General features: G+C 52.8%; 23 protein-coding genes and 1 pseudogene. 7 read left to right on the top strand and 17 right to left on the bottom strand.

Annotated elements, in window-relative coordinates; translation table 11 throughout:
• The first annotated feature begins 65 nt into the window (after window positions 1–65).
• Both IPI63_RS02105 and IPI63_RS02100 read left to right on the top strand, forming a co-directional pair.
• Window positions 66–695 carry a DUF120 domain-containing protein gene (locus IPI63_RS02105; RefSeq protein WP_292476364.1) on the top strand — a complete coding sequence of 210 codons (630 nt, stop codon included), beginning with the start codon at window positions 66–68 and terminating at the stop codon, window positions 693–695.
• 130 nt (window positions 696–825) lie between these two features.
• On the top strand, window positions 826–2,952 hold the full coding sequence (locus tag IPI63_RS02100) for a tetratricopeptide repeat protein (protein WP_292476363.1): 2,127 nt from the start codon (window positions 826–828) through the stop codon (window positions 2,950–2,952).
• A gap of 53 nt (window positions 2,953–3,005) precedes the next feature.
• Here the strand turns inward: IPI63_RS02100 and IPI63_RS02095 are convergent, their stop codons facing one another.
• From IPI63_RS02095 to IPI63_RS02075, 5 genes are all read right to left on the bottom strand, one after another.
• Window positions 3,006–3,866, bottom strand: a complete 861-nt coding sequence (locus IPI63_RS02095; RefSeq protein WP_292476362.1) for a methanogenesis marker 8 protein — start codon at window positions 3,864–3,866, stop codon at window positions 3,006–3,008.
• A 70-nt stretch (window positions 3,867–3,936) separates the two neighbouring features.
• Window positions 3,937–5,223, bottom strand: coding sequence for a histidinol dehydrogenase (gene hisD, locus IPI63_RS02090; protein ID WP_292476361.1), 1,287 nt, complete (start codon window positions 5,221–5,223; stop codon window positions 3,937–3,939).
• Window positions 5,224–5,359: 136 nt separating this feature from the next.
• Window positions 5,360–7,030, bottom strand: coding sequence for an ATP-dependent DNA ligase (locus IPI63_RS02085; protein ID WP_292476360.1), 1,671 nt, complete (start codon window positions 7,028–7,030; stop codon window positions 5,360–5,362).
• 45 nt (window positions 7,031–7,075) lie between these two features.
• Window positions 7,076–8,083 (bottom strand): homoserine dehydrogenase, encoded by a 1,008-nt coding sequence (locus IPI63_RS02080; protein WP_292476359.1) that lies wholly within the window; start codon window positions 8,081–8,083, stop codon window positions 7,076–7,078.
• Window positions 8,080–8,586, bottom strand: coding sequence for an amino acid-binding protein (locus IPI63_RS02075; RefSeq protein ID WP_214065722.1), 507 nt, complete (start codon window positions 8,584–8,586; stop codon window positions 8,080–8,082). Before IPI63_RS02075 ends, IPI63_RS02080 begins: the two co-directional genes overlap by 4 nt.
• A gap of 707 nt (window positions 8,587–9,293) precedes the next feature.
• Here IPI63_RS02075 and IPI63_RS02070 point away from each other — a divergent pair.
• Window positions 9,294–9,569, top strand: a complete 276-nt coding sequence (locus IPI63_RS02070) for a hypothetical protein (RefSeq protein WP_292476358.1) — start codon at window positions 9,294–9,296, stop codon at window positions 9,567–9,569.
• A gap of 212 nt (window positions 9,570–9,781) precedes the next feature.
• Complete coding sequence (locus IPI63_RS02065; RefSeq protein ID WP_292476357.1) at window positions 9,782–10,417, top strand: hypothetical protein; 636 nt, start codon at window positions 9,782–9,784, stop codon at window positions 10,415–10,417.
• On the opposite strand, the gene IPI63_RS12835 is transcribed toward IPI63_RS02065, so the two are convergent.
• From IPI63_RS12835 to IPI63_RS02050, 4 genes are all read right to left on the bottom strand, one after another.
• Window positions 10,366–10,584 (bottom strand): hypothetical protein, encoded by a 219-nt coding sequence (locus tag IPI63_RS12835; RefSeq protein WP_366850446.1) that lies wholly within the window; start codon window positions 10,582–10,584, stop codon window positions 10,366–10,368. The two genes, IPI63_RS02065 and IPI63_RS12835, sit on opposite strands and share 52 nt — an antisense overlap.
• Window positions 10,585–10,692: 108 nt before the next feature.
• Window positions 10,693–10,848 (bottom strand): hypothetical protein, encoded by a 156-nt coding sequence (locus IPI63_RS02060; RefSeq protein WP_292476356.1) that lies wholly within the window; start codon window positions 10,846–10,848, stop codon window positions 10,693–10,695.
• Between the two features lie 116 nt (window positions 10,849–10,964).
• Window positions 10,965–11,978, bottom strand: coding sequence for a DNA cytosine methyltransferase (locus IPI63_RS02055; RefSeq protein ID WP_292476355.1), 1,014 nt, complete (start codon window positions 11,976–11,978; stop codon window positions 10,965–10,967).
• Window positions 11,979–11,998: 20 nt separating this feature from the next.
• Complete coding sequence (locus IPI63_RS02050; protein ID WP_292476354.1) at window positions 11,999–13,153, bottom strand: DEAD/DEAH box helicase; 1,155 nt, start codon at window positions 13,151–13,153, stop codon at window positions 11,999–12,001.
• Window positions 13,154–13,347: 194 nt separating this feature from the next.
• On the opposite strand from IPI63_RS02050, the pseudogene IPI63_RS02045 reads away from it, so the two are divergent.
• A pseudogene (locus IPI63_RS02045) lies at window positions 13,348–14,440 on the top strand (IS1 family transposase).
• Between the two features lie 63 nt (window positions 14,441–14,503).
• Entirely contained in the window at window positions 14,504–15,064 is a 561-nt protein-coding gene (locus IPI63_RS02040; protein ID WP_292476353.1) for a hypothetical protein, read from the top strand.
• A gap of 59 nt (window positions 15,065–15,123) precedes the next feature.
• On the opposite strand, the gene IPI63_RS02035 is transcribed toward IPI63_RS02040, so the two are convergent.
• From IPI63_RS02035 to IPI63_RS02025, 3 genes are all read right to left on the bottom strand, one after another.
• Window positions 15,124–16,173, bottom strand: a complete 1,050-nt coding sequence (locus tag IPI63_RS02035) for a lipopolysaccharide assembly protein LapB (protein ID WP_292476352.1) — start codon at window positions 16,171–16,173, stop codon at window positions 15,124–15,126.
• Between the two features lie 235 nt (window positions 16,174–16,408).
• A complete protein-coding gene (locus IPI63_RS02030; RefSeq protein ID WP_292476351.1) occupies window positions 16,409–16,831 on the bottom strand; it encodes a hypothetical protein in 423 nt (140 codons plus the stop codon).
• Between the two features lie 16 nt (window positions 16,832–16,847).
• Window positions 16,848–18,194 carry an ATP-binding protein gene (locus IPI63_RS02025; protein ID WP_214066184.1) on the bottom strand — a complete coding sequence of 449 codons (1,347 nt, stop codon included), beginning with the start codon at window positions 18,192–18,194 and terminating at the stop codon, window positions 16,848–16,850.
• Window positions 18,195–18,706: 512 nt separating this feature from the next.
• Between IPI63_RS02025 and IPI63_RS02020 the strand changes: the two genes are divergently transcribed.
• Window positions 18,707–19,282: a hypothetical protein gene (locus IPI63_RS02020; RefSeq protein WP_214066185.1), complete on the top strand. Its 576-nt coding sequence runs from the start codon at window positions 18,707–18,709 to the stop codon at window positions 19,280–19,282.
• Between the two features lie 144 nt (window positions 19,283–19,426).
• On the opposite strand, the gene IPI63_RS02015 is transcribed toward IPI63_RS02020, so the two are convergent.
• The 5 genes from IPI63_RS02015 to IPI63_RS01995 all read right to left on the bottom strand — a co-directional run bounded on the left by IPI63_RS02015 (window position 19,427) and on the right by IPI63_RS01995 (window position 24,017).
• The gene (locus IPI63_RS02015) at window positions 19,427–19,615 is read right to left on the bottom strand and encodes a hypothetical protein (protein WP_292476348.1); all 189 of its coding nucleotides are present in this window, start codon (window positions 19,613–19,615) and stop codon (window positions 19,427–19,429) included.
• 164 nt (window positions 19,616–19,779) lie between these two features.
• Window positions 19,780–20,061 (bottom strand): hypothetical protein, encoded by a 282-nt coding sequence (locus tag IPI63_RS02010; RefSeq protein ID WP_292476346.1) that lies wholly within the window; start codon window positions 20,059–20,061, stop codon window positions 19,780–19,782.
• Between the two features lie 80 nt (window positions 20,062–20,141).
• On the bottom strand, window positions 20,142–21,050 hold the full coding sequence (locus tag IPI63_RS02005; protein WP_292476344.1) for a DUF2156 domain-containing protein: 909 nt from the start codon (window positions 21,048–21,050) through the stop codon (window positions 20,142–20,144).
• Window positions 21,044–21,499, bottom strand: coding sequence for a GNAT family N-acetyltransferase (locus tag IPI63_RS02000; RefSeq protein WP_214066189.1), 456 nt, complete (start codon window positions 21,497–21,499; stop codon window positions 21,044–21,046). The genes IPI63_RS02005 and IPI63_RS02000 overlap by 7 nt, the downstream gene beginning before the upstream one ends.
• Window positions 21,500–21,740: 241 nt before the next feature.
• Entirely contained in the window at window positions 21,741–24,017 is a 2,277-nt protein-coding gene (locus IPI63_RS01995) for a CDC48 family AAA ATPase (RefSeq protein WP_292476343.1), read from the bottom strand.
• Window positions 24,018–24,145 lie beyond the last annotated feature (128 nt).

Genomic DNA, 24,145 nt, shown 5'->3' with positions numbered 1-24,145 from the left:
CCGCGCCCTTCATGACGCGGCAGTTCACTCTGATAATCGTCTCTTCAAGCTCAGGGGGTTCATTAGTGGATATCGAGACACTTAAGCATCTGGCGCTCTTGGGAGCGCTCCACGGTCAGATCAGAGTATCCAGCTCTGCTCTGGCCTCGCTTCTGCTCTCCAGCCCGCAGACCGCCAGCAGAAGGTTATATTCTCTGGAGGGGAAGGGCTGCATCGAGCGCAAAGTGACGGGCTCAGGCCAGAGGATCAGGATCACTGAGATCGGAAGGCTGCTGCTGCTCTCCGAGTATCAGGATTACAGGAATATCTTCGAGAGGGAAAGGAGCACAGTCATGCAGGGGAGGGTGGTGGGTGGCCTGGGCGAGGGGCAGTACTACATCTCTCGCGAGGGCTATCGCAATCAGTTCTTCAAGAAGCTCGGATTTGTGCCCTTTCCGGGCACACTGAATATCAAGCTGGACGATCCCTTCAATCCCGGTCCCCATCAGGTTCTCATTGAGGGATTCCAGGAGAAGGAGAGGACCTATGGTGGGTGCAGGTGCTACAGGATAAAGATCAATGGCCAGGATGGGGCCATCATCCGCCCAGACAGGAGCTCTTATCCTCTGGATCTGGTGGAGGTCATATCCCCTCTGCGGCTGAGAGATGCTCTCAAGCTGAAGGATGGCGATGAGGTGAGACTGACCCTGCAGTGACAGTCCATCCCCTTTAAATTCTCCTTTAATTCTCTTTTAATTCTCCTTTAATTCTCTTTTAATTCTTCTTTAATTCTCCTTTGATTCTCCTTTTTTTCGAAGGTTAATTATATCCCCTGAGAGCTGGCAGATGATCCTGATGCCAATGGAAAAACACTCCACCGGGGCCTGGTTTCTGTTAATCTGCCTTCTCTTGACCTGCACCCTCCTCGTATCCGAATCCCTCCCTGCTCTAGCTGCCACCAGTGGCGCGGGCTCTGACCCTTCCCTTGGCTCCTATTTGCAAGAGGCTATGATCCTCTACCAGAATGGCTCTTATTCCCTGGCCTCAGAGAGGATAAACCAGTCGCTGCAGATGGAGGGGGAAGAGGCTGAGGCATGGCTTCTCAGGGGAAAGATCCTCTTTCAGCTGGGATATCTTCAGGAGGCTGTTCGCTCTCTTGACCAGGCTCTGAGGCTGAACCAGTCCCTCAAGGAGGCCTGGAGCCTGAAAGGAGAGGTACTGATCGAGGCGGGAAGATACAGAATGGCTCAGATATGCCTTGACTACGCCCTCCGCCTCGATCCCGGGAGCATAACCCTCTGGAACCGCAAGGCTCAGACCCAGGAGATGCTCGGAGATTATGATCGCGCCCTGGTAAGCTATGAGAGGGCGCTGGCCCAGGAGGGCGAGAAGAGCGAGACCCTCTCCCGTCAGGGCAGTCTGCTCCTCTCCCTGGGTCGTCATTCTGAGGCCCTGGAGAGCTTCAGCCGGCTGCTGGAGGTGGACAGCGGCAACGCCCTCGCCCTGAGGGGCAGGGCGGAATGCCACCTCCGGTTAGGCGAGAATGATCTGGCGGAAGAGAGCTATCTGATGGCATTGGAGGAGGAGCCGGAGGAGAAGGAATCCTGGCGGGGACTGGCCCTGGCCCGCCGCGCCAGGGGGGATCTGAACGCCTCCCTCCAGGCCTTCAATCAGGCCCTCAGGATAGATCCCCAGGATATGGAGACTGCTCTGGGCAGGGCTGATCTCCTCTTGGCGATGGGGGACTGTACATCGGCTCTGGAGAGCTATTCCCTTGCCCTCCGGATAGATGGGGACAACCTCTCTGCCCTTTACGGCAAAGGGCGATCTCTGGACGGCCTGAAGAGGAGGGATGAGGCTCTGGACTGCTACCGCCAGATCCTGGAACAGGAGCCGGATAACATCATGGTCCTGCAGGAGATGGCTTATGGATTATTAGAAAAGGGCGACCCATCCCAGGCCGCAGAGGTCTACGGCCGCATCCTGGCGAAGGATCATGGGAATACAATGGCCCTGCTGGGGATGGCAAGGGCGCAGTCGGATCTCATGGGATCGGGCCAGGCCCTGCGCTATTACGGGGAGCTTCTCAAGCAGGATGCCAACTGCACCCTTGCCTGGACGGGAAGGGGAGAGATACTGCTGCAGCAAAATGATATCGATCCGGCTATAGAGAGCTTCACGAGGGCATTGGATATCGAGCCACAAAACCAGGACGCCCTCTTGGGGCTGGCAGATGCCCTCTATCAGAGAGGAAGGCTGGATGAAGCCTGGGGCTACTATCAGGCCGCCCAGGCGGCAGGCCCCAGCCCGCGGGGCTACAGGGGGCTGGGAGGCATCCTCTGTGCCCGGGGGGAGTATGCCCGGTCCATCTCTCTCTTTGAGAGCGCCCTTGGCCTGGAGGTAGATGGGACAGAAAGCCTGATGGGGATGGGCCTGGCCCAGGCCGGCGCTGGCAATATCTCCTTTGCCCTGCAGTGCTTCTCAGATATCCTCACCATCGATCCGGAGAACTGGGCTGCCCGGTCCAACCTGGGAAGCCTGCAGGCGGCCCTGGGAAGATATGATGAGGCAGCAGCAAGCCTGCAAGAAGCAGCAAATCTGTCCCCGGCCTCTGCGGACATCTGGTACAACCTGGGCCAGGTGTACAGGCTCCTGGGCAGGCACAGCCAGTCCAGGCAGGCCCTCGAGAATGCGACCAGGCTCTCTCCTGATGACCCTGTTCTGTGGCTGGAGCTGGGCTATGCTCAGGAGAGCTGCGGAGAGGCAGACCGGGCTGCAGAGAGCTTCCAGAGGGCTGCCGCCCTTGATCCGGAGAACGAACTCATTCAGTACTCCCTTGCAATATCTCTGGCCGGCCAGGGCCAGCTTCATGAGGCGCTCTTGGCCTTCGAGAGGGTGATGAAGATCAATCCCAAGAACGATCTGGCTAAGCAGAGCATCAATATGACCCGCAGCCTGATTGATGGATTATGACTCAATACGGATCGGGAGGGGTTGAATGATCATGCGGTTAGGATTAGGATAGATTAAACCAGTGGCTCTGGCTGCTTTCCCTCCGGCATCAGCGGCAGGCCCGCCCGGTGAAGGAGCAGCGGGCCATCAAAATGCATCGCCCGGTTCAGTATCAGCCTCTTTCCCATTGGAGTGAGGGCGAAGACGGGAATGGCAATGCCAATCTGCATCAGCGCCCTTCCTCTCACCACCTCTCGCACCGCCCGGGAGGCGCAGGACCAGACCAGGTCGCAGCATTCCGCCAGAACCTGAGCCTCGCTTATGCTTATGCCCGTGGTGTGAACGGCTAGAATCGCGGCCCCGGCTCCCATAGCTCTCTTTCTCTTCCTCAGCTCTATAGCCTCATCTGCCCTGTGACCGGCCACGGTTACAGCAATCTTTCTGTATCCTGCTTCTGCTGCTCTCTCAAAGCCCTGGATCTGGTCGACCCTCCCCCGTCTGTCGATCAGGATGCAGCCTCTATCCTCCAGGCCCGCCTGGATCTCCTCTATCGGCTCTGTCCTCACCAGCCCTGTCATATGAGCCCCGATGGCCTGCAGAACCTCTGGCTTCGCCACTACCACCGTTCCCGCTCCCTCGCAGACCAGCACTGCGGCATCGACGAGCCCCTCGGTGAGGGCATCGGAGAGGATCTCCGAGGCTCCGAAGCTCACCGGTTTGTTCTCGAGCTCCAGCACTCTCCTCGGGCCGTACATGCCCAGCTCTGCCATATGCTCTTCCAAGACCTTCTTGACAGTCTCTTTGCTCTCTTTATCGATGCCGTACAGATCCCGGCGCAGGGGGCAGGAGCGTATGGCAGGCTCAGTCAGAACCTCCACCTCCCCATCCCGGACCCTGACCCGGGCCCCAGCCATCTCCAAAAGATGCTCGGACACGATCAGATCCAGATCTTGCAATTGCAAAGAAGTCCAGAGGCGATCATAATCAGCAGTCAGGCCGGCCGCTTCAGGCTCGCGGCTCCAGCCTCCTTCTCACCGACTCGGCATGGGCCATCAGCCCCTCCGCCTCGGCCAGAGTGGTTATGGTATCCTCAAGCCCCAGCAGCCCCTCATCGGTGATCATCTGCAGGGTGATCTTCTTGACGAAGTGATCCACATTCAGGCCGGAGAAGATCCGGGCATATCCGGAGGTGGGAAGCACGTGATTCGTTCCGCTGGCATAGTCCCCTGCTGCCACCGGGGTGTACTTTCCGAGGAACACACTTCCAGCATTGCGAATGGACCTCAGGACGTTCATCGGCTCCCGGGTGATTATCTCCAGATGCTCAGGGGCAAAGGCATTGACGAAGTCCAGCGCCTCATCCATATCGTCCGCCAGCAGAACGGCGCTGCTCTCCAGGCTCAGCCTGGCGATCTCAGAGCGGGCAGTTCCCTCCACCTGAATTTCCAGCTCCTCGGCCACAGCGCTGGCCAGGAGATCATCCAGGGAGACGAGGACGGAGATCGACTTGGGATCATGCTCCCCCTGGGCGATCATATCAGCAGCTATAACCCCAGGATCGGCCGTCCTGTCGGCCAGGATCAGAACTTCGCTCGGTCCGGCGGGAAAATCGATCTCCGACGAGCCTCTGATAAGCATCTTGGCGGCAGTGACATAGACATTGCCCGGCCCCACGATCTTGTCCACCCTTTCAATGCTATCTGTCCCCAGGGCCATGGCCGCTATAGCCTGCGCTCCGCCGATCTTGTAGATCTCGTCCGCTCCCGCCATATCTGCAGCAGCCAGAGTCAGGGGATTGATCGATCCATCCTTTTGGGGCGGGGTGCAGACCACAATCCTGGGCACATCCGCCACCTTGGCGGGAATGACTGTCATCAGAGCCGAGCTGGGATAGGCCGCCCTGCCCCCGGGGACATACGCCCCCACAGAGTCCAGGGGGACGACCTTCTGGCCCACCAGCACCCCGGGAGAGGCCTCGCTCATCCAGAGCTCATGCTCTTTCTGTTCATTGTGGAAATAGAAGATATGATCTGCCGCCGAGGAGAGGGCCTCAAGGAGCCTGTCCTCCACCAGGTCATATGATTCATCGATCTCCTCCTGGGTGACGCGCAGATCATTCAGATGTGCCCCATCGAACTTCTCTGTATACCTGAATAAAGCCTCATCTCCCTTCGAGCCAACCTCCATTACGATCTCATTTACTGCAGGAAGGATATCCTGAATGCCCACATCCCTGGAGAGAAGAGAATGCAGATCCTCATCCTTCAGCTCGACCAGCCTTTTGGTTATCACCGTAAAAACCTCCTCGCCCATCCATTATTATCCAAGTGTCATCTGCTTGACTGTATTTTGCTTGATTGTATTGCGCTTCGTTGTATATGCTTCACAATCAGGTTGATAATAAGCTTATTATTGGGAAGATCTCCGATCAGATGTAGTTGTTCCTCCCCCGCTGCCCCTGGTAGAGGGAGGCCACCCTCTCCAGGCTGTCTGCCTCCTCCAGCGATTTATCATCTCTCACCCTCACCAATCTGGGGAACCTGAGAGCATATCCTGATGAGTAGCTCTGGCTCTTCTGTATCTCCTCATAGGCCACCTCGAAGATCACCGCCGGCTTCAGCTCGACCTCCATCCCCTTCTGCATCAAGATCAGATCCTGGAACAGATCCGTCAGCTCCGCCAAAGCCTCGTCCGTGAGGCCGGTAGCCACCCAGCCTATATCCAAAAGCTTATTCGTGGCCTCATCCAGGCAGGCCAGCCGGTATGAGCCCAGGAAGCTGGCTCTCCTGCCCTCGCCCCATCTTGCCCCGATCACTGCCAGATCCAGGGTCTCCATAACCGGCTTGATCTTGAGCCAGTTCTTGCCCCTCTTCCCGGGGGCATATGGAGATAGCGGATTTTTAAGGATCAGCCCCTCATGGCCCTTATCCAGCGCCTGGCGGTAGATCTCCTCTGCCCGCTGGATGCTGTTGGATATGACCTGATCCGCCAGTATCGAGCTATCGGCTATGCCCTCCAGCAGCTCCCGCCGTCGGGTCAGGGGCAGATCCAGGGTGCTGTTGCCATCAAGATATATCAGATCGAAGAGAAATAGATGCAACGGCGTCTCCTTAGCCTGCTTTTCCACTTTGTACTTTCTGCGAAAGCGCTTTAAGATCTCCTGGAAGGCCAGAGGTCTGGAGTCCTTGCCCATGGCCACCACCTCCCCGTCCAGGATGGCCTCATCTGCCCTGACCCCCTGAGCCAGAAGGACGATCTCGGGAAGGGATCTGGTCACATCCTCCAGCCGGCGGGAGAAGATGCGAACTCTCTTTTTGTCCTTGTGGATCTGCACCCTGGCCCCATCGTACTTCCACTCGATCGCTGCAGAGCCCAGCTCCTGCATGGAGGAGGAGATCCCCTCTCCTACCTGGGCCAGCATCATCTTGATGGGGCGGCCTATTTGCACGCTCAGATCGGCGAGGGTACCCCGCCGAGCACTGACGGCCACCAGGCCGATATCATTGGTCAGATTGTAGGCCCTCTCCACCTCTGATGCATCGCGGGAGAAAGCGCGGGCAATGGCATCTCTCATCCCTCCCTCGCCAACCCCAATTCTCATGTCCTCTATCGCCAGGCGGGCGATATATTGCCCCTCCAGAGGAGTGGCCTGGCTGAACAGATACAGCAGGTTCTTGACCTTGGTGTCCTGGCTTCCCTTTCCCGAGGCCCGTGCCACTGTCAGGAGCCTTTGATGAACCTCTTTGATGGAGAGAGGATCATGTCTTATGAAGGCGGCAAATCCGATGGGCTTTTTATTCTCCACCGCTATAGATGCCACCAATCCCGGGTCTCCTGTGGAGCGGAGCCATTCCATGATCCTCTCTGTCGAGCATCCGCAGGCACGGGCCATAGCCTCATAGAGGATGCTCGGCCCCACGCCCATCACCAGATCAAGGCTAGGCGAGAAGATCTCTCCCATAACGAACCCGGAGGCAACCTCCAGTTCATCATCATCCAGATCCTTCAGGAATGATGCCACCAGCTCTATCTTCTCCAGGGAGCCGGAGACCCCCTCCACCCTCTGGCAGAGCTGGGCGAAGCTCAAGAAACTGCTCATTCTTACCCGGTCATTGGCATGTTTTTTTTTTATTTTCTGGAATGCCTAGAATATGGCATCTATCCGCTTGGTCCTGTAAATGCTGGTGATATCGGTTAGAATGGCAGAGGCCGTCTCGATGGAGCCTGCACCAAGGCCGGAGACAGTGATCGTCCCGGAGAGATCGGTGTATATAGCAGCGGAGTTTAAAGTCCCGGCCACAGCCAGGGGGCTGTCCATGGGCACCAGTGTGGGCCGGACGGTCAGAGCGGGCACATCCCCGATCAGCTTTATGGCATATCCCCTCTTCTTGGCCAGAGCAAGGGCTTCGGGGGTCACTCCTGTTATGCCGGTCACATCAACATCGGAGTACTTGATATTCATATCGAACAGAGAGTTGGCCAGTATGACCACCTTTCCTGCTGTATCCACCCCCTCCACATCGTAGCTGGGGTCGGCCTCGGCGATTCCCATATCCTGAGCCTCGCTCAGGGCGTGGGCATAGGGTATGCCCTCCTCGGCCATGCGGGTGAGAATATAGTTGCAGGTGCCATTGAATATGCCCCGGACGCCCAGGATGGCATTGCCCACCAGTGTGCGCTCAACCAGGCTGATCAGAGGCATTGTGCCGCCGACGGTGGCCTCGAACTTGAGCATTACGCCATTGTCCTCAGCCAGCTTCTTCAGGCGGCCGTAGGATACCACCAGTGGCCCTTTGTTGGATGTCACCACATGTTTGCCCGAGGCGAGGGCGGCCTCCATATGGCCCAGCCCCGGCTGGCCGTGGACGATGTTGGTGGGGGTGACCTCGATCATCAGGTCGGAGTCTATGGCATCTATGGCCTCCTTCCCCTTCATGCTCGATGTGGCCACATTGGCCAGTGTCCTCTCGCCCAGTATCTTTTTGGCATCCACTCCATCCTCGGATGTCACTGTGCCGGTGTGATCGGTGACGCTGACCAGCCTCAGGTTCAGGCCCATCTCGCGGAGAAGCTCCCTCTTTCTGCTGAGGACATCAACCACCCCGTGCCCCACTATGCCAAAGCCCACCAGGGAGATTTTAACATCTCTCATACTGCCTCCATCTCAATGGGCTCGATCACGAGCAGCTTCTTCTCCTCGCCCACATTGCGCAGAATAGTCAAAGCCTTGTGGATCTCAGCCTTGCCTGTAGCGCGAATCTTGAGATAGGCGGAGGAGTGCTCACTCACTCCTGGCATGGTCAGGGAGAGGTCCATCACCTCGGCAAAGCCGGTGGAGTCGATCCGGTTTATGGTATCTCCCAGGTCGCTGTCCAGAACATGGCCTACCAGCACCACAGATACTGACTCAATGAATCGGTCCTCGCCTGCACGCACCACAGAGATCCCGCTCTCCTTGAGCCTGGCCTTTACCGCCTCGATTCTTGAGCGATCCATCTCCACAATGAATCGAACCGGGATCATGCCCCGGGGGGTTTTTCGATCCCTGTGGTGGACCACACTGATGATGTTGGCCTTGTTATCGCTCAAGGGTTGCATAGCCAAGAGCAGTTGGCCGGGAACATCCTGAAGCTCTAAATCCATGGAAAGTCGCATAGCATTCCTCATAATTTGCTGAAATTCTCCTGATGGTTAAATTAAATAAACCTTGTGCAGATGGGATCGGGGACCGGTTATTTAAGATTGATAGGAGCAGGGATCTTTGAGCGACGGATCTGGTGGGGAAGGTGATTTATGGGAGCTTGGGATGGATGCCTATCCGATAGTAATTAATATCACCTCTTCCAAGCAGTAGCCAAAGAAAGTAGGAGGATCTTCATGGCAGGTGGAAATGGTCTGGCAATTGGATTGATGCTTATAGGTTTCATAGTGATGTTTATTGTGCCCCTCGTATTCTTGGCCAGCCTGTTCTGATGGCGGAGAGAGTCTGCAGGCTATTCTTTTTGTTTTATAGAAATTAGATCATATAGATAGCCCAAGATCTATTGAATTCACATCTGCATCTAGAGGAGTCGAAGTAGCCCTGCTGCAACCCATTTGGTCTCCTGGTCATGGCGATTGGATCTCTGCTGGATCTATTTGACTTGCCGGTTCCGGGTATCGGAGAGGGATCGAATTAAATGAGGCAATAGCCTCAATCTTTGGGGCATATGATACCGCGGCCCGTCAGGCAATAAGGAATCATTATCAATTGGGATGTCTGACTCTTCAGTCTCACCCTGCTGAACCCGATATAATGGCATCCTAACTTCAACAGATTTTATACACCGCGAGCCTTCAAAGAGGAGCCATCCAAAAAGGCAATGGTTGCAGCAGCAGGATCTGACCTGATCACACTTGACCTTGCCATGGCCGAGGCGGGGAGTGTTGTCTGGAAACAGGTGCTCCTCTTAGGCGAGAGTCTGGAGCTTTTGCCGAAATCATTTAAAAATTGTCAGAGATTTATCGCCCGAGCCTGCGAGCTTCTCAGGGGAGAAGAGCTGGCAGTGGAGGCAATTGAGATCTCAATCGAAAACAAGATCGCCTTCCAAGCCTCTTTATTTCTCGCCGGGGCAGCTCTTGTGCCGCTCACCTCTTGACCTTGGATGGGAAGTTATATGAGAGGGCCAAACCGACCGGGATTGTGCATCTGATTTTGGGCTGCACATCCAGGAGGAGTCATCCAAAAGCTTTTTGGTGGAGAGGGGATCAACCTGGATCGAGGGAAGCGAAATTGCAGGCATCAGGAAGCATAAAAATGGAGGATGTTTTCAACAACAGTAATCTCTTTTCCAACCATTACCTGGAAAGCATGATCCAGAAGTCAGCGGAGTGGGAAGATGAAAGCGGTCTTGCTCTTGCCTACCGCAGGATAAGGGATAAATTCTTTGAAAAGGAGAAGAACCTCCCCCGGTACGTTGAGGCAGATCTGGAGCATAACTGGATCCGCCCGGTCCTGGATGCTCTGGGCCATCATTATGGCGTCCAGGAGAGCCTACATCACGATCCCTTGAAGCCTGATTATGCCTTCTTTCCCCATGCCCAAGCATTGGATGAGGCTTATGCCCATAAGGGGGCGGAGGACTTTTACAAGAGGTCTGTGGCAGTGGGGGATGCCAAGGCCTGGAATATAGCCTTGGACAAGAGCCAGCAGGGAAGGGCCTTGCGGGAGATGACCAACCCCAGCTTTCAGATCGACAACTATCTGCGGGCGACCCCTCCCAAGTGGGCGATCCTGACCAATGGGCGGCTGTGGAGGCTCTACCATGAGGACTCCAGCTTCACCATGGACTCCTACTATGAGGTGAACCTTCCTCATATGATCGCCTGTATCGAGAAGACTGGAGATCTATCTGTCTTTAAGTACTTTTATCTCTTCTTCCGCAGGGAGGCCTTTCATCGCCACGAGGAGTATCTGCTTTGGCATGGCCAGGACCAGCGGTTATGAATGTGGCATCCTGCATGATTCCTTTTTTGCACCTTGAGTTTCATGGCATCAAGTTGCCTTTGCATCCCAGCCCATATTTTCTGGTCTGTACCGGTCTCAGCAAGGCGTTCTCTGAACTTCCATATTGTTGTGGAATCTGGAACAATCTCCGTTGTGCCAAGAAACACTCTAAACGAGATGCGATCGGCAATTTCCCGTTAAAGCTGCTCATCGGATAGGCTGTAAAGCTGTTGAATGAAAAGAGACTTGAGTATCACGATCACATCGAGATGTGGTCAGCCGCCGCGTTCGATATTGTTCTTATACATAGCTTCAAGCAGCGGTCTGAACTCTTCCCAATTCAATCTACCCCCAATATCGACCAGCTCATCACCAAGATCTTTGACCCGTTCGTATTCCAGACGAAGGGCAAAATCAGTGAGGCTTCTCATGAAACATTATATATTAATAACAATATTCATAGTTATCGATTAAAAGAGGTTTTTCAGAGTTCTTTTATGATCCTGAAACCAGGAAAGTAGGCTTTCTGCTATATCAGCCAAGACTATCACTCATTCAGCTGCTTTATTATCTCTTCTCCAAGTCGCTGAGCGAGCAGGGGCGGAACAGCATCACCAATTTGTCTCCTAATCATTGTATCAGATCCGCAAAATGTCCAATCATCAGGGAAGGTCTGAAGCCTCTTGAGTTCTAAGATCCGGAGTTTTCTGCTTCTCCAGTGAAAAGGCCCTGTATACGAACCCGCCTGGGCAGGGATGGTCCAAGATGGAAGATCTGGCGAAAGCTTGAGCAGGAAGCTCCAATATCTTGATCGATATCTGAAATGTGGGATTCCGTCTCCCCGATCGGTAAGATGAATATAATTCTTTCCCGGTGGAATGAGCTGGAGAAGCTTTCCATGCTTACCTCCAATTAGCTCCGCGTCATCCGCACTACCATTATCCAGATCACCAATGGCATCTCCTGCTGTCATAAAGTTGCCATTTGTGATGGTCGGATCGGGTATCCGAGGGATAATATCCTGCATTCCAATTATTATCAGCCGCTTTCTAAGTTGAGGGACACCATAATCTGCAGCATTGACCACGGCCCAGGTGGTGGAATATCCTGCGGATTCCAGCTTTTTTAGGAGTAAATCTAAAAGCGGTTTAGCATGTCTATAGCAAAGGCCTGGCACATTCTCAATAAAGACTGCTCTAGCATTAAGCTCTCGAGCGAGCCTGACTGGCTGGAATATTAGATCAGCCTTATTGGCATCTTTTACCTTGCCCTCTGTCATCCAGTATGCAAGCTTTGAAAATGGCTGGCATGGCGGCCCAGCTGCAACAAGATCTACTTCGTCAATAAAGGAAGCAGACTTGATGCGCTCGCTAGATATCGCTCGAATGTCTTCGCACAGGACCGGGCAGCCTTTGCGGCTCAGCCTAAGGGTTTCGCATCTCACAGGATCGAGTTCTACAGAGGCACGGAACTTGAATCCCGCGTTCTCTAGCCCAATATCAAGCCCTCCTGCTCCAGAAAACAACCCAATGGCTATAGGCCTACTCATGCTAAGCTTCACTCCATAGATTCGTATCGACTTTAATTTATATCATCTAATGGTGGGGTGTATGTAAATATTCGCACAATATAAATATTATCATTGATTTCCAATTCTGTGCTCATAACCTCGGTCGAACAAAGCGTCCTAAGAGATTTCCATAGCAAAGTTGATTCATAGTGCTCAAACTGGGCTGGTATATAGTCTAATAAAAACTCAGAACATATAACAATAAGCTTCATTCTTGCGCGTGAAAATGCGACATTTGAACGCCTAAGATCTAGAATAAACTCTGCATTGGTGCTTATAGCCGAAGGGTCACTCTCTGTTGCAGAGACGATAATAGTCTGTCTCTGCCCCCCCTGAAGGCGCTCAACTGTATCGATAATGTGCAACGGGCCATCCATACCCATAAATTGTTCAAGGCGCCTCTTCAATAGACCACGCTGTCCACGGTGAGGAGTTACAATGGCAATGGAATCAGCCGGTTGAACGCCACTAGATGCAAGGATTTGCTCTACAATGGCCAGCTCAGCCTCGTTGCTTAGCTTTGATTCCCTTTCATTATGAGTTACAAGATAGAGACCTGTTTCTGTCTCCCATATTTTTTCCCAGCCATTTTCTAGTAATTCTAATGGATACTGCTCTTGTGGTCTCCCTTCGAGTTCTATATTGTCTAATCTGTATAGCCGACTGATTAGCTCTCTTATCTCGGCAGGCAAGCGATGAGTGTATCGGAGAGCATTTTGAGCCACAGCTGAATTTGAAACTTTAGATTCAATATTTTGAATCGCCTCATATGCGCTAGTAAATGGTTGATACAAAATAACCGGAGGGCGATCTTCATTCTCCCAATCATGAGCTACAATAGGAGCTAGCTGTCGATGATCTCCTGCCAACATAATTTCTCCACTATTGATATCGATCAAAGTTGCCAGCGCCAAGAAGTGTGGGAACACCATCATACTAGCTTCATCTATAACTAGCTTTGATACTTGCAGATCTTGGAGTCGTTTACCTCTCCTCTCCCACATTTGCAGAAGTGAGGCGGTTGTTCCGCCTATTATTGCGATCGATCGATTACGGATCCTTGAGATGGCTCTCGCGGGCGATTTTGAAATGATTATTTCTATTGTGCCGTCTGGGTGCGAATCATTATCAGATAATACGGTCTTTGCAAGCCCAATTTGAGGCATGGAGAAATCATGTGTTTCAGCATGCTGTTTGAAGGATGGGATAATATTATCAATGCGCTGCAGCAGTTCATCTAATGCAGTATGTGTGCTTGCAGCAATGACTATTACATCACCTTCGGCAAAGCGGGTCGTGAATCTACAATCGGCTGTTATTTATATAACCTATTCCTATATGCTACATGGGGTGTAGCAAAATGGGCAAAAGAGGTCCAAAGCCTCGATTCTTGGATGTAGCATGCCCGAATGAGCAGTGCAATCTATTTGGAATTGCTGGGAAAGGAAACGTCACTGTGTACGGAACTTACAAGATAAGCTCCGGCAAGGTCAGGAAATATATTTGCCACACATGTGGTACCAGATTCTGTGATAGAACTAACACTGCATTCTATGACACAAGAACAAACGAAGAAAAGATCAAGCTGGCTCTAAAAATGGCCATGCGTGGAATGAGTGTCTTAGGAATAGCTGAGATCCTTGAGTCAAAACCATCTACTGTAAGCACTTGGATCTCGAAAGCAGCAAAGCATAGTGAAAAAGTCAATGAAGTTGTCTTGAAGGATGTAGAGACCCCAAAGGTAGAGATGGACGAGGCATGGACTTTTGTGGGGAAAAAACACTACCCAGAGAAGGTGAATACGAAGATAAAGGAACTTGGATCTGGATAAGCATGGCTGCAAATTGCAGGTTGGTGCTTTCACATGTTATCGGTGAGCGATCTCAGGAAAATGCAGATCAGCTCGTTTCAAATACTGCCAAAAGACTCAGATCAATGCCGCTCTTTGTGACAGATGGATTAAGACTATATGCAGCAGCTCTTCGAAAGCAATATGGAAAACTACAGCCGTTCGCACCAACAGGCAAGCGAGGGCGACCTCGAAGTCCTAAATTAATCGTAGATGAACTATTACAATATGCTCAAGTCATTAAAATGAGGGTCAACGGTAGACTAAAAAAGTGGTCAAGAGAATCATATTTGGCAAAGATATAGACCACAAAATGATATCTACCAGCTACATTGAACGGCAAAACCTGACATGCAGACAAGATAATAACCGCATATCAAGGAAAACCATAGGTTTCTCTAAGGAGACTGCAGAATTGAATAACCAAATGACCCTATATTTCGCGCACTTCAACTACTGCCGAAAGCATCGTGCTCTAAAATATAGAAATGAGATGGGCATAACGAAGTTCAATAGTCCCGCGAAGCAAGCTGGCTTAATCGATCATGTCTGGAGCTTGCAGGAACTCTTGACTTTTCCATATTACAAAACTCAAACCCATTAGAGGCTCACGACCCATATTTCACCGCAGTTTCATAAAAGCCTTATATTATTAGTTGCCAAACATGTGGAAGGAGTTGTGAATATGAGATCTTCTACTGCTCTTCTGGCTGCCATCTTTATGCTGGTCTGCCCTGCTCTGCCTGTGCCGGCTCTGGAATTGAATGTCTCGACAGTCTGCGATAAGAGCCTCTTCATCGACCTGGGGCCAAGCTTCGAGATTGTCAGCAACAGATTTGATGACAGCAGCAAAGGAATGATCTCCAATGATATCACCATCTCCGATACGGCACAGGCCGGATCTGCCTATGTATCTGTAATGACTATATTCGATAAAATCCTCAGTATGATGAACCCAGACGCTTTGTCCGGGCTCTTGCAGGCTGCAGGGATAGAGGCAGTGGGAGAGGAAGGCCACAGAGAGATCGGCCAATGGACTGCTCTTGATAGCCGGGGCAGAAATGTCAGCGTCACCACAATGAAAGCGGCGAATGAAAGCGAGCGGGTGCCCGGTGGAATCTATAATATCTCTGTCTGGAATCTGGATAGCAGAACTTATATTTTGATGGTGTCTTCATTTGATGAGAATAACACCACTCAGATAATTAAGACACTGACGATTAGCTAATGTAATGGCTCAAGCGAAGAATTTCTCTTTTTGATTTTTTTCAGAGGAGCGGGCAGCATCTATGAGGGTCTGCCCAGCCTCCTCCCCAGCCTCTCTTTTTGAATCCGGGCCTCTTCAGCATGATGGCCTGCGCCTAGCAGTTTGAAGATAGCTTCAGCCTGAGTGATATGATCTATTGCAGCCTTGATATCATTCTGTTCTTCCTCCAGAGATGCGAGCTTAGTAAGTGATAAGGCTTCACCTCTCCTCTCCCCCAGATCCTGAAAGATCTTGAGGCTCTCATTGTACAGACGGCGTGCCTCCGAGCAGTCGCCAGAAGCCTGAGCCAGAGAGCCCAGGTTGTGCAGTGTCCGGGCCTCGTCGCTCCTCTCCCCCAGATCCTGAGAGATCTTGAGGCTCTCATTGTACAGACGGCGTGCCTCCGGGTAGCCGCCGGAGGCCTCAGCCAGAGAGCCCAGGGCGTGAAGTGTCTGGAACACGCCGCTCCTGTCCACCAATTCCTGCCTGATCTTGAGACTCTCATTGAACAGACGACGTGCTTCCAGGTAGTCGCCAGAGGCCTGAGCCAGCATGGCCAGATCGCGTAGTGTCCGGGCCTCGCCCCTCCTGTCCCCCTGATCCTGAGAGATCTTGAGGCTCTCATTGTACAGACGGCGTGCCTCCGGGTAGTCGCCAGAGGCCTTCGCCAGAGAACCCAGGGCGTGCAGTCTCCGGGCCTCGCCCCTCCTGTCCCCCTGATCCTGAGAGATCTTGAGGCTCTCGTTGTACAGACGGCGCGCCTCCGGGTAGTCGCCAGAGGCCTCTGCCAGAGAACCCAGGGCGTGCAGTGTCCGAGCCTCGCCGCTCCTCTCCCCCAGATCCTGCCAGATCTTGAGGCTCTCATTGTACAGACGGCGCGCCTCCGGGTAGTCGTTAGAGGCCTTAGCCAGAGAACCCAGGTTGTGCAGTGTCCGGGCCTCGCCGCTCCTCTCCCCCAGATCCTGCCAGATCTTGAGGCTCTCATTGTACAGACGGCGTGACTCCGGGTAGTCTCCCAACTGAAAACGGAGATATGCCAATCGATCGAGAACTGCAGCATAGGATCGATTCTCACGCTCTCCCCTCTTCATTTCAGAATAATCCCAGACCAGCCCTTCCAATCAGGCCAGGCGCTCTTTTTTCTTCTCAAGGCTCAAGCCTTCTGGATACATTCCTGTGATCGTGGCCGATTCCATAGTAGTCATCAGCATCCTGTCGGGAACGAATTCAAAGACCCCGCTGCGCCACCCCCAGAAGTCAGGAGCCTCCCGAGCCAGTCGAGTCAGTGCATAATCCGGCAGCCAGAGAAGGAAAGGGAATGGGAAGTCACAGGGAAAGAGATCGCGAGAGATTCAGCCCCTCCAGGGCGGGAACAGACCCCTCTGAGGGAATTGATTGTTCAAAGCCGAAGACCATCAGCACGCGCTTCCCGGTGCCGGTCTGGCCCCCTTCAGTCAGCAATTGGCCCACTGCCGCCCGCAGGTCATCAACCGGCTCCTTGAGATCGACTTCCTGGATCTGCACCTCGCCAACGAGCATCTCCTTCAATAAATCCGCCATTTGGCGACGCTGGACCGGTTGATTGCATTTGACAAGCCCCAGCCGGAAACCCTCTGCAAGGCGAATGAAAGCTGAGATCTGCAGCAGAACCTCCCTGTTCTCGGCAGATATGTCAGCCCTCCAAGGGGGGCTCTTCAGATCTCCAGCCAGGCTCCCATTCCGATCACTGCTGTACATTATTTTCTGCATTCCTCATTTGCTGCACTCACTCTCGCCTAAAGATATCCTTGAACTCCGGAAGCTCTCTTATAGCAGGATGAACGTCGCACCACCTGTTGCCGTTCATATATTCAAGAATGCTGAGGTTATACAACATCGCCTGATGCTTTTCATCATTAGGAGCCCTCTTGTTCCTGGCAACCTGAGCCAAGAGCTTATAATACTCATCAGGGACCATGCGACCATACTCGTTTACCAGGCGTCGAAAGGCCTTCTCGGCCAGATCCATTGTGATGGGAACCCCTCCTCCCCTCACCTGTGCCAGCTCAATGGTATAGCCCAGCAGCCTGATGAAATCTCGCAGCATTCCTCCGCTCTTATCCGCCAGGAATTCCACAACGCCATCGGCGTAGATCTTCTCTATATCCAGCCGCCTCTTTGCCACCTCATAGAGACGGTCTATGCCCTCACTGCAGGGGTTGCCATCCTCCTCCTTGACCTTTATCATGGGGAGGATTGAATAATCCGGAAAGGCTCCTGTGAGGCCGGTGGCCTTGAGAGAATAGAACATGGAGATGGGGACGGTGTAGATCATATGCAAATCCAGGGATTTCAACTGCTCAGCATGCTCCAGGAAGAGTGCATCATGAGTGGTCCGGCCGGTCTTATCATCCAGAACCCTGAAGACGATCCGGTCCAGGTTGTCTATCACCAGGACCAGATCGCGGTAACCCTTTTCCCTTATCTTGGGAATTGCTGCTTGAATGAGCTCATTGACCCTTTCTATGAACTGATAGACCTGAGGATCCAGTTTTAGGCGAACTTCCTTGCGTATGTTCTGGCCGGTCTTGATCTGGCCTGTGATCTTGGCCAGGATCTTGGAAAGTATGGGGAGTGAAATGGGGGTAGAGACGCCCAGCTCAAATTCCGTCTGCAAAGTCGCAGAGACCTCTCTCTCATCCTTCCATCCATAAACGACTTCAGCGAACCACATCGCTACAGCATTTGAGAGTCTGGGATCGATCTGGATATCCTCATCTGCAAAAGCACGCTCCAGACGCTTGATGATCGCCATTAAGAGATCGGTATAAACCAAATCCCCCACATCTATATCCTCGTCCGCAGCAAAGTAGACCACCATATAATTTTTTCTCTTCAGGTCATCCACCAGGCGCAGGAGCTCAGTGGACTTGCCACATCCTCTATGGCCGCTGATGAGCTGCGCCATGGGGCGGGGTGAATTCTCTATGCGCGTGCAGAGAAGCTTTACCACATCCTCCCCTCCTCTGGCCGAACTGCAATCAACATAACGCGGATCTCCGCTCATGAGGGGGTCCAGCTTGACCTCATTGTAAGCAGCCTTCAGATCGGCAGCGCATGATGCATTGCTCATAGAGATTGTATTATCTCTTCGTTCATATCATAGTTTTGCTCTAGTTTTGCTCAAGAGAGATTCAGTATACGGCGGCCTAAACGCAAGGGATTCAGATAAGCCATTGGAAAAGGCTCTCTGCTGTCTCCTGTGGCAGACACCTGGGGCAACTGTATGCTCCATCCTTGCGCCTTGCTGCCTCCGTGAGAAAAATAGGAATTCTCAAAAGGGGTTGGTAAAAATCGAAGATATCAGGCCCAATCTTACGGCGTTCTATTTTGTCGATATTCTCCTAGCTTCAGGTAATCCCATAGAGATTTAATAAATCGTTATTCATCCATCTAACTCATATCCAGCGAAATCATGACATAGCATAAAATATTATGGATTGAGCAGGCTATTTGGCGGATAGATAATGAAATTACTCGATTTCTGGATAGTGCTCAGAGGAGAGTGAAATAACCTGGATTAGAGTCTCATTTGCAAAAATTAGCAGCAAGTTTTTTAAACTTAGACACCCATGTGGTTAACTGGTGATTGGAACGAAATATTCAAGTATAGCTCTTTCAATGAGTGCATTTCTCTTGGCATTATTGATTCTGATCATGCCCGGCTCATCTTTGGAGACTTCTGTGCTGATGACAACAGAACATAATCTATCAATTGACATCGGGCCGGAGTATCTGTTAGGTTTAAAAGGAGCCTTCCAATCAGATGAAGGAAGCATCAACCAGATGATCCTGATCAATAATAGCAGCGATGGAAATGCCACAAACGCTTCTATATTCATTTTATCTCTCCCCTTATATGATGAAGATCTGGAAAAAATAGACCCCACAGCATTCTCTGATTATATGGAAATTATAATTGTCAGTACTTTTAGGCTTTTTGGTCCGGAGATGGTTGGAGAAACATACCTGCAGGATGCAATGGGAAAAAATGTGACCCTCTATTCATTCACCATGCCGGAGAACATACTGAATCCGAAGGGAGAAATGTTCAGCACGGCCGTTTGGAGCATTGACCCCAGAAATATGATACTTATGCTATCATATCTGGATGATGATACCAATAAACAAATAATCCAAACCCTGGAGGTAGAATCCTAAAGGTGCTGGGATGCACCGTTTATTGCAGGGTGCGCAGAGGGTCACTAATGCTCCGAGCTTCAGCTCGGGGATGAAGTGAACCCTCCTGCTTTTCTTGATCACTGGGCTGCGATGATTGCCTCGCCGGCCTTTATATACCTGGCTTCAGCCGAACATTGCCCCCATACCTGCTTCTGCCGACTCAGCCTCTTCCTGGAACGCCTTCAGCAGTGCCTCTCCCTCCTCCCCCTTCAGCTCCTCGGCAGCGCTCTCAGCCAGGTGCTTTTTTGCTTCCTCAGCCAGCTCATCCCTGGCCTTGATGTAAAGGCACATGCCCTCCTTATCAAAGCCCATAGCCCTGCAGTCCCTCACTGTGGGCCCCAGACGCTTCTAGAACTCCTCCTCCAGCATCTTTTGCATCTCTTTGCTCTTATCCATAGGGTAAGTATAGACCAATTCCATCTCTTATGACTCCTCTTTTGGATCATTCAGGCCTTCTATAGATGCTTCAATGCTCTCTATAGATCCTTCAGGGCCTTCTTCAGCATCTCTGTGCACTCGTCCATCAGCTCGGCTGCCCGGTTTATGTCCTGGGCGGCAGCTTCGCTCAAGCCGGCGACCTGGGCCGCTCTCTCTCGAAAAGAGATGCTATGTCCCTGGTTATGCTCTATCCAATGCTCCAGGAGGTGCTCTGCCTGATGCCGGGTCAGAGCATGATCCTTTGAATCATGGCTATGATCATGGCTATGATCGTGGCTGTGATCGTGGCTGTGGCCGTGGCTGTGATCGTGGCTGTGCATAATAATCAACTCCTGATCTCAGGATGATCCTTCCCCAGATTTGAACCTTGCCTTCAGCTTGAAAAAGAGAGGTTAGAAGATCATAACACCCTCTCCAGTTCCTCCTGCCTTGCCATATGCACCTGGACCATATGATGGGGGTGGTAGCGCATCTTCGCCTCCCGGATTCCCTCCACCCCCATATCGCTCTCCCGGTTGATGTAGGTGTAGCCTCCGGCCAGTATCTTCGCCGTCTCGGCATTGATCGCCCGATAGATTCCCTTGCAGTCAGGGAGCCCCTTCTCAAAGTGAACCAGAGCAGTATCCTCGTTCAGCCCCTCAAAGAGGGATATTGCCCCGATCTTACCCTCTGCCCGTATGGCAATGCCCGATAGCTCCAGCTCCTCATAATGGGCCAGGGCAAAGCACAGGGCCTCTTTTTCTGACTCCAGATCAGGATTTGAGTCACAATCCTTCCACTCGCACCACTGCTCTACAAAATCGTTTATCTCTGCGGTGTTGTCCGCCCCCAGATCCTCGACCCTGGGGCTGCAGTTCTTCATGAACTGGTTGAGCTGCCGCCTGATGGTTGAGTATCCCTTTCCAGGAAGAAGGGCCAGATCAGACGCCAGGTAGACATATTCGAAGTACATCCTCTCAGGATCAAGCTTTAGCTCCGGGTAGAGGCTCTTTATCCAGTCCAGTGTCCCCTGGTCCAGGACCACAAAGGGCCTTTCTTCATCGCTCCTCAGGGCGAGCGACATGACCTCATGGAGAAGGTCAGGGTTGTGCGGCCCGATGGGAGGGCGATAGCGCGTCTTGCCGCCTATTGTGCTGGAGAGGAGCACACAGTCCTGGACATATGCATAACGGTAATTTGCATAATAATTCCAGCAGACCATATTGGTGAAGGTGTTGTCGCTGTGCATTTGAGGAAAGCGCCGGTAGTGTTGGACAAAAAAATCCCTATCCTCAAGCTGAACCGGCTTGAAGTCGCCAGAGCTCAGCACCTTCCGCCCTCCCAATCGAGGTGCATGGGCACATGCCCCTCCATCCTGCGAAATCCAAATGAATCATAAAAGGCCTCCTTTCCCGGCTCGGCTATCAGGCTCACCCAGGCGATCCCTCTGGACCGGCACTCCTCCAGCAGTCTATCCAGGATCATTCTCCCCACCCCCTCTGACCGCCAGCCAGGCAGGACCACCAGATCCTGAATATATCCGTCCGATACCCCATCTGAGATCACCCGGCCCATTCCCACTGCTTTGCCGCTCCTTTTCTCAACTGCCACTGCGAAGAGAAAGCTCCCTTGAATCAGGTCATTGATGCGAGACGAATCCATGTACTCCCTCCACCAGCCGCCGGCCCGGTACAGCTCCACTATATCCTCTTGCCTCCAGCAGCTTACGAATTCGACCCCTACACAATTGTTATCATCTAAAAGGCTTTTGTCCTGCAATAGGTCTACCACCTGATGCGCCATTGAGGGCGCAATTGAAAATCATAGGAGAGGGAAATAAGGCATAATCTCTCTGGCGCTCCAGTTATCGATCAAATATCTTCTCAAAGCCTCTGCCAGGCCCAAGCCCAGGCCTATGCCAAGCCCCGGGCCTATCTCAAGCCTCAGATACAGGCCCTCAGGCAGAGGCTTATGCTTAGCTTATGCTTATTTATGTCAAGCCCAGGCTCAAAGGCCGGGCTCAAACGTACATATCGCCTCTCTCCGCCTCTCGGGAGGCCTTCTTGCGCAGCTCCTTGGCCAAAGAGGAATAATACTTCATGGTATCCGGAGTGACAGAAGGCCCGATCTCCTCCAGGGCAGCGAGGAAATGCTTCTGGCTGATCTTCTTGGCACCCATATCCTCCCTCAGGGCCAGCCGTCCGGCCTTTCTGACCAGGGAGGCTATGTCTGCACCAGTGTACTTATCTGTATGCGCGAGAAGTTCCTCAATATTGACATCATCCTCCAGGGGCGAATTTTTAAGGTGCACCTGGAAGATCTTACGCCTGGACTCACTGTCCGGCACGGGCACCAGTATCAGCTCATCGAACCGTCCCGGCCTGAGAAGAGCAGGATCGATTATATCCGGCCGGTTGGTCGCTCCGATCACCACCACGCCGCGCAGCTCCTCCAGGCCGTCCATCTCACTCAATAGCTGATTGACTATCCTCTCAGTAGCATGAGGCTCACCCATTGCTCCCCCCCTGATGGGGACCAATGCATCCAGCTCGTCCAGGAATATGATAGAAGGAGCAACCTGCCTCGCCTTCCTGAATATCTCCTCCACCCTCTTCTCGCTCTCACCATACCACTTGGAGAGCAGAGCGCTCCCTTTGACAGTGATGAAGTTCGCCTCGCTCTCATTGGCCACTGCTTTGGCGAGCATCGTCTTTCCTGTGCCTGGCGGACCATAGAGCAGAATGCCCTTGGGGGCCTCGATTCCCAGGCGATGGAAGCTTTCGGCATGGCGCAGCGGCCATTCGACCGCCTCCACCATCAGGTCCTTGACATTCTCCAGGCCTCCAATGTCCTCCCAGCTCACATTGGGAAGCTCCACCAGGATCTCTCGCATCGCTGAGGGCTGAATCTCCTTTAAGGCCGCCTCAAAGTCGCTCTTCTGTACTATGAGCCGGTCTAAAATCTCCTTGGGAATGGTGGGCTCGTCCAGATCGATCTCCGGCAGGATGCGCCTCAGGGCGTTCATCGCCGCCTCCCGGCTGACTGCAGATATGTCCGCTCCCACAAAGCCATAGGTCTCGTTGGCATAATCCTCCAGGACCACATCCTCATGCAGTGGCATGCCCCGGGTATGGATCTGGAAGATCTCCAGCCTTCCATTCATGTCCGGAACGCCCAGCTCGATCTCCCGGTCGAATCTCCCTGGCCGGCGCAAAGCCATATCCAGAGCTTCGGGGCGGTTGGTGGAGCCGATGACTATGACGTTCTTCCTCTCCTTCAGCCCGTCCATGAGGGATAAGAGCTGAGCCACTACCCTTCTTTCCACCTCTCCGGTCACATCTCCCCTCTTGGGGGCAATGGAGTCCAGCTCATCCAGGAAGATGATGGCAGGAGTGTTCTTCTCCGCCTCCTCAAATAGATCTCTCAAGGCCTTCTCGCTCTCCCCGTAGTACTTGGACATGATCTCCGGGCCATTGATGCTTATGAAGTAGGCCTCGCTCTCATTGGCCACGGCCTTGGCCAGCATGGTCTTTCCCGTTCCGGGAGGGCCATGAAGCAGCACTCCTTTGGGCGGATCGATGCCCAGGCGATCGAAGAGCTCAGGATGCTTGAGGGGAAGCTCAATCATCTCCCGCACCTTGGTTATCACCGGTTTCAGGCCGCCGACATCCTCGTAGACCACTGACGGCACAGTGCGCTCTGGCGTCTCCACCGCCTGGGGCAGAAGCTCAATGTCTGTTCCCTCGGTGATCTTGACGATCCCTCCAGGGCTGGTGGAGACCACCCGGAGCTTGATCTCCCCCAGACCAAAAGCCTGAGCGCCCAAAAAGCCTCGGAATATCTCCTCGAACATAGTCTCCCTGCCCAGGGAGTCGGTAGGTGGCTTTCTCACACTGGTGGTGGATATGACGTCCCCTCTGATCAGCGGCCGGCCATTGAAGACCTTGGTCAGGACATCTCCTGGGGCGAAGATCTGCATGCCCTGGGTGACAGGAGCCAGTGTAACATGCTTGGCCTCCTCCCAGGTCGCCCGCCTGACCTCAACATACTGGCCAATGCTCGTCCCGGCATTGGATCGAATCAGGCCATCCATTCTGATCATGTCGACGCCCTGGTCCTGGGAGTAGGCGCTCACAGCCAGAGCGGCAGTGGGTCGTGATCCGATTATCTCCACTACATCCAATGGCCGGATGCCGATCTTCTCCATGAACCCGTCGCCCATCCTGACTATGCCCTTTCCCACATCACCCTGATTGGCCTCAGATGCCTTCAGCCTCATGGTCTCTCCTTCGGTCATGTCTATTATGCACCTGCTTGTGTCATCATTATTGGGAGTCTATTTTTAAGTAGTTTGCTATCGGGAAAGGTCCTCGTTGATTGGAAAGGATGATCGATGGAGTTCGATCGATCAATATAAGGAGAACT

The sequence above is a fragment of the Methanothrix sp. genome, assembly GCF_016706325.1.
Taxonomy (GTDB): Archaea; Halobacteriota; Methanosarcinia; order Methanotrichales; family Methanotrichaceae; genus Methanothrix.
The sequence above is the reverse complement of the archived record's forward strand: the minus strand, read 5'-3'. Positions and strand labels throughout refer to the sequence as shown.

Excerpts from the sequence above, each read along its gene's own strand:
- IPI63_RS02100 (WP_292476363.1), top strand. The coding sequence starts at position 826 with ATGATCCTGATGCCAATGGAAAAACACTCCACCGGGGCCTGGTTTCTG.
- IPI63_RS02085 (WP_292476360.1), bottom strand. The coding sequence starts at position 7,030 with ATGAGCAGTTTCTTGAGCTTCGCCCAGCTCTGCCAGAGGGTGGAGGGG.
- IPI63_RS02080 (WP_292476359.1), bottom strand. The coding sequence starts at position 8,083 with ATGAGAGATGTTAAAATCTCCCTGGTGGGCTTTGGCATAGTGGGGCAC.
- IPI63_RS02075 (WP_214065722.1), bottom strand. The coding sequence starts at position 8,586 with ATGCGACTTTCCATGGATTTAGAGCTTCAGGATGTTCCCGGCCAACTG.
- IPI63_RS02070 (WP_292476358.1), top strand. The coding sequence starts at position 9,294 with ATGGTTGCAGCAGCAGGATCTGACCTGATCACACTTGACCTTGCCATG.
- IPI63_RS02065 (WP_292476357.1), top strand. The coding sequence starts at position 9,782 with ATGATCCAGAAGTCAGCGGAGTGGGAAGATGAAAGCGGTCTTGCTCTT.
- IPI63_RS02060 (WP_292476356.1), bottom strand. The coding sequence starts at position 10,848 with ATGAGAAGCCTCACTGATTTTGCCCTTCGTCTGGAATACGAACGGGTC.
- IPI63_RS02050 (WP_292476354.1), bottom strand. The coding sequence starts at position 13,153 with ATGCCTCAAATTGGGCTTGCAAAGACCGTATTATCTGATAATGATTCG.
- IPI63_RS02035 (WP_292476352.1), bottom strand. The coding sequence starts at position 16,173 with ATGAAGAGGGGAGAGCGTGAGAATCGATCCTATGCTGCAGTTCTCGAT.
- IPI63_RS02030 (WP_292476351.1), bottom strand. The coding sequence starts at position 16,831 with ATGCAGAAAATAATGTACAGCAGTGATCGGAATGGGAGCCTGGCTGGA.
- IPI63_RS02025 (WP_214066184.1), bottom strand. The coding sequence starts at position 18,194 with ATGAGCAATGCATCATGCGCTGCCGATCTGAAGGCTGCTTACAATGAG.
- IPI63_RS02015 (WP_292476348.1), bottom strand. The coding sequence starts at position 19,615 with ATGGGCTTTGATAAGGAGGGCATGTGCCTTTACATCAAGGCCAGGGAT.
- IPI63_RS02010 (WP_292476346.1), bottom strand. The coding sequence starts at position 20,061 with ATGCACAGCCACGATCACAGCCACGGCCACAGCCACGATCACAGCCAC.
- IPI63_RS01995 (WP_292476343.1), bottom strand. The coding sequence starts at position 24,017 with ATGACCGAAGGAGAGACCATGAGGCTGAAGGCATCTGAGGCCAATCAG.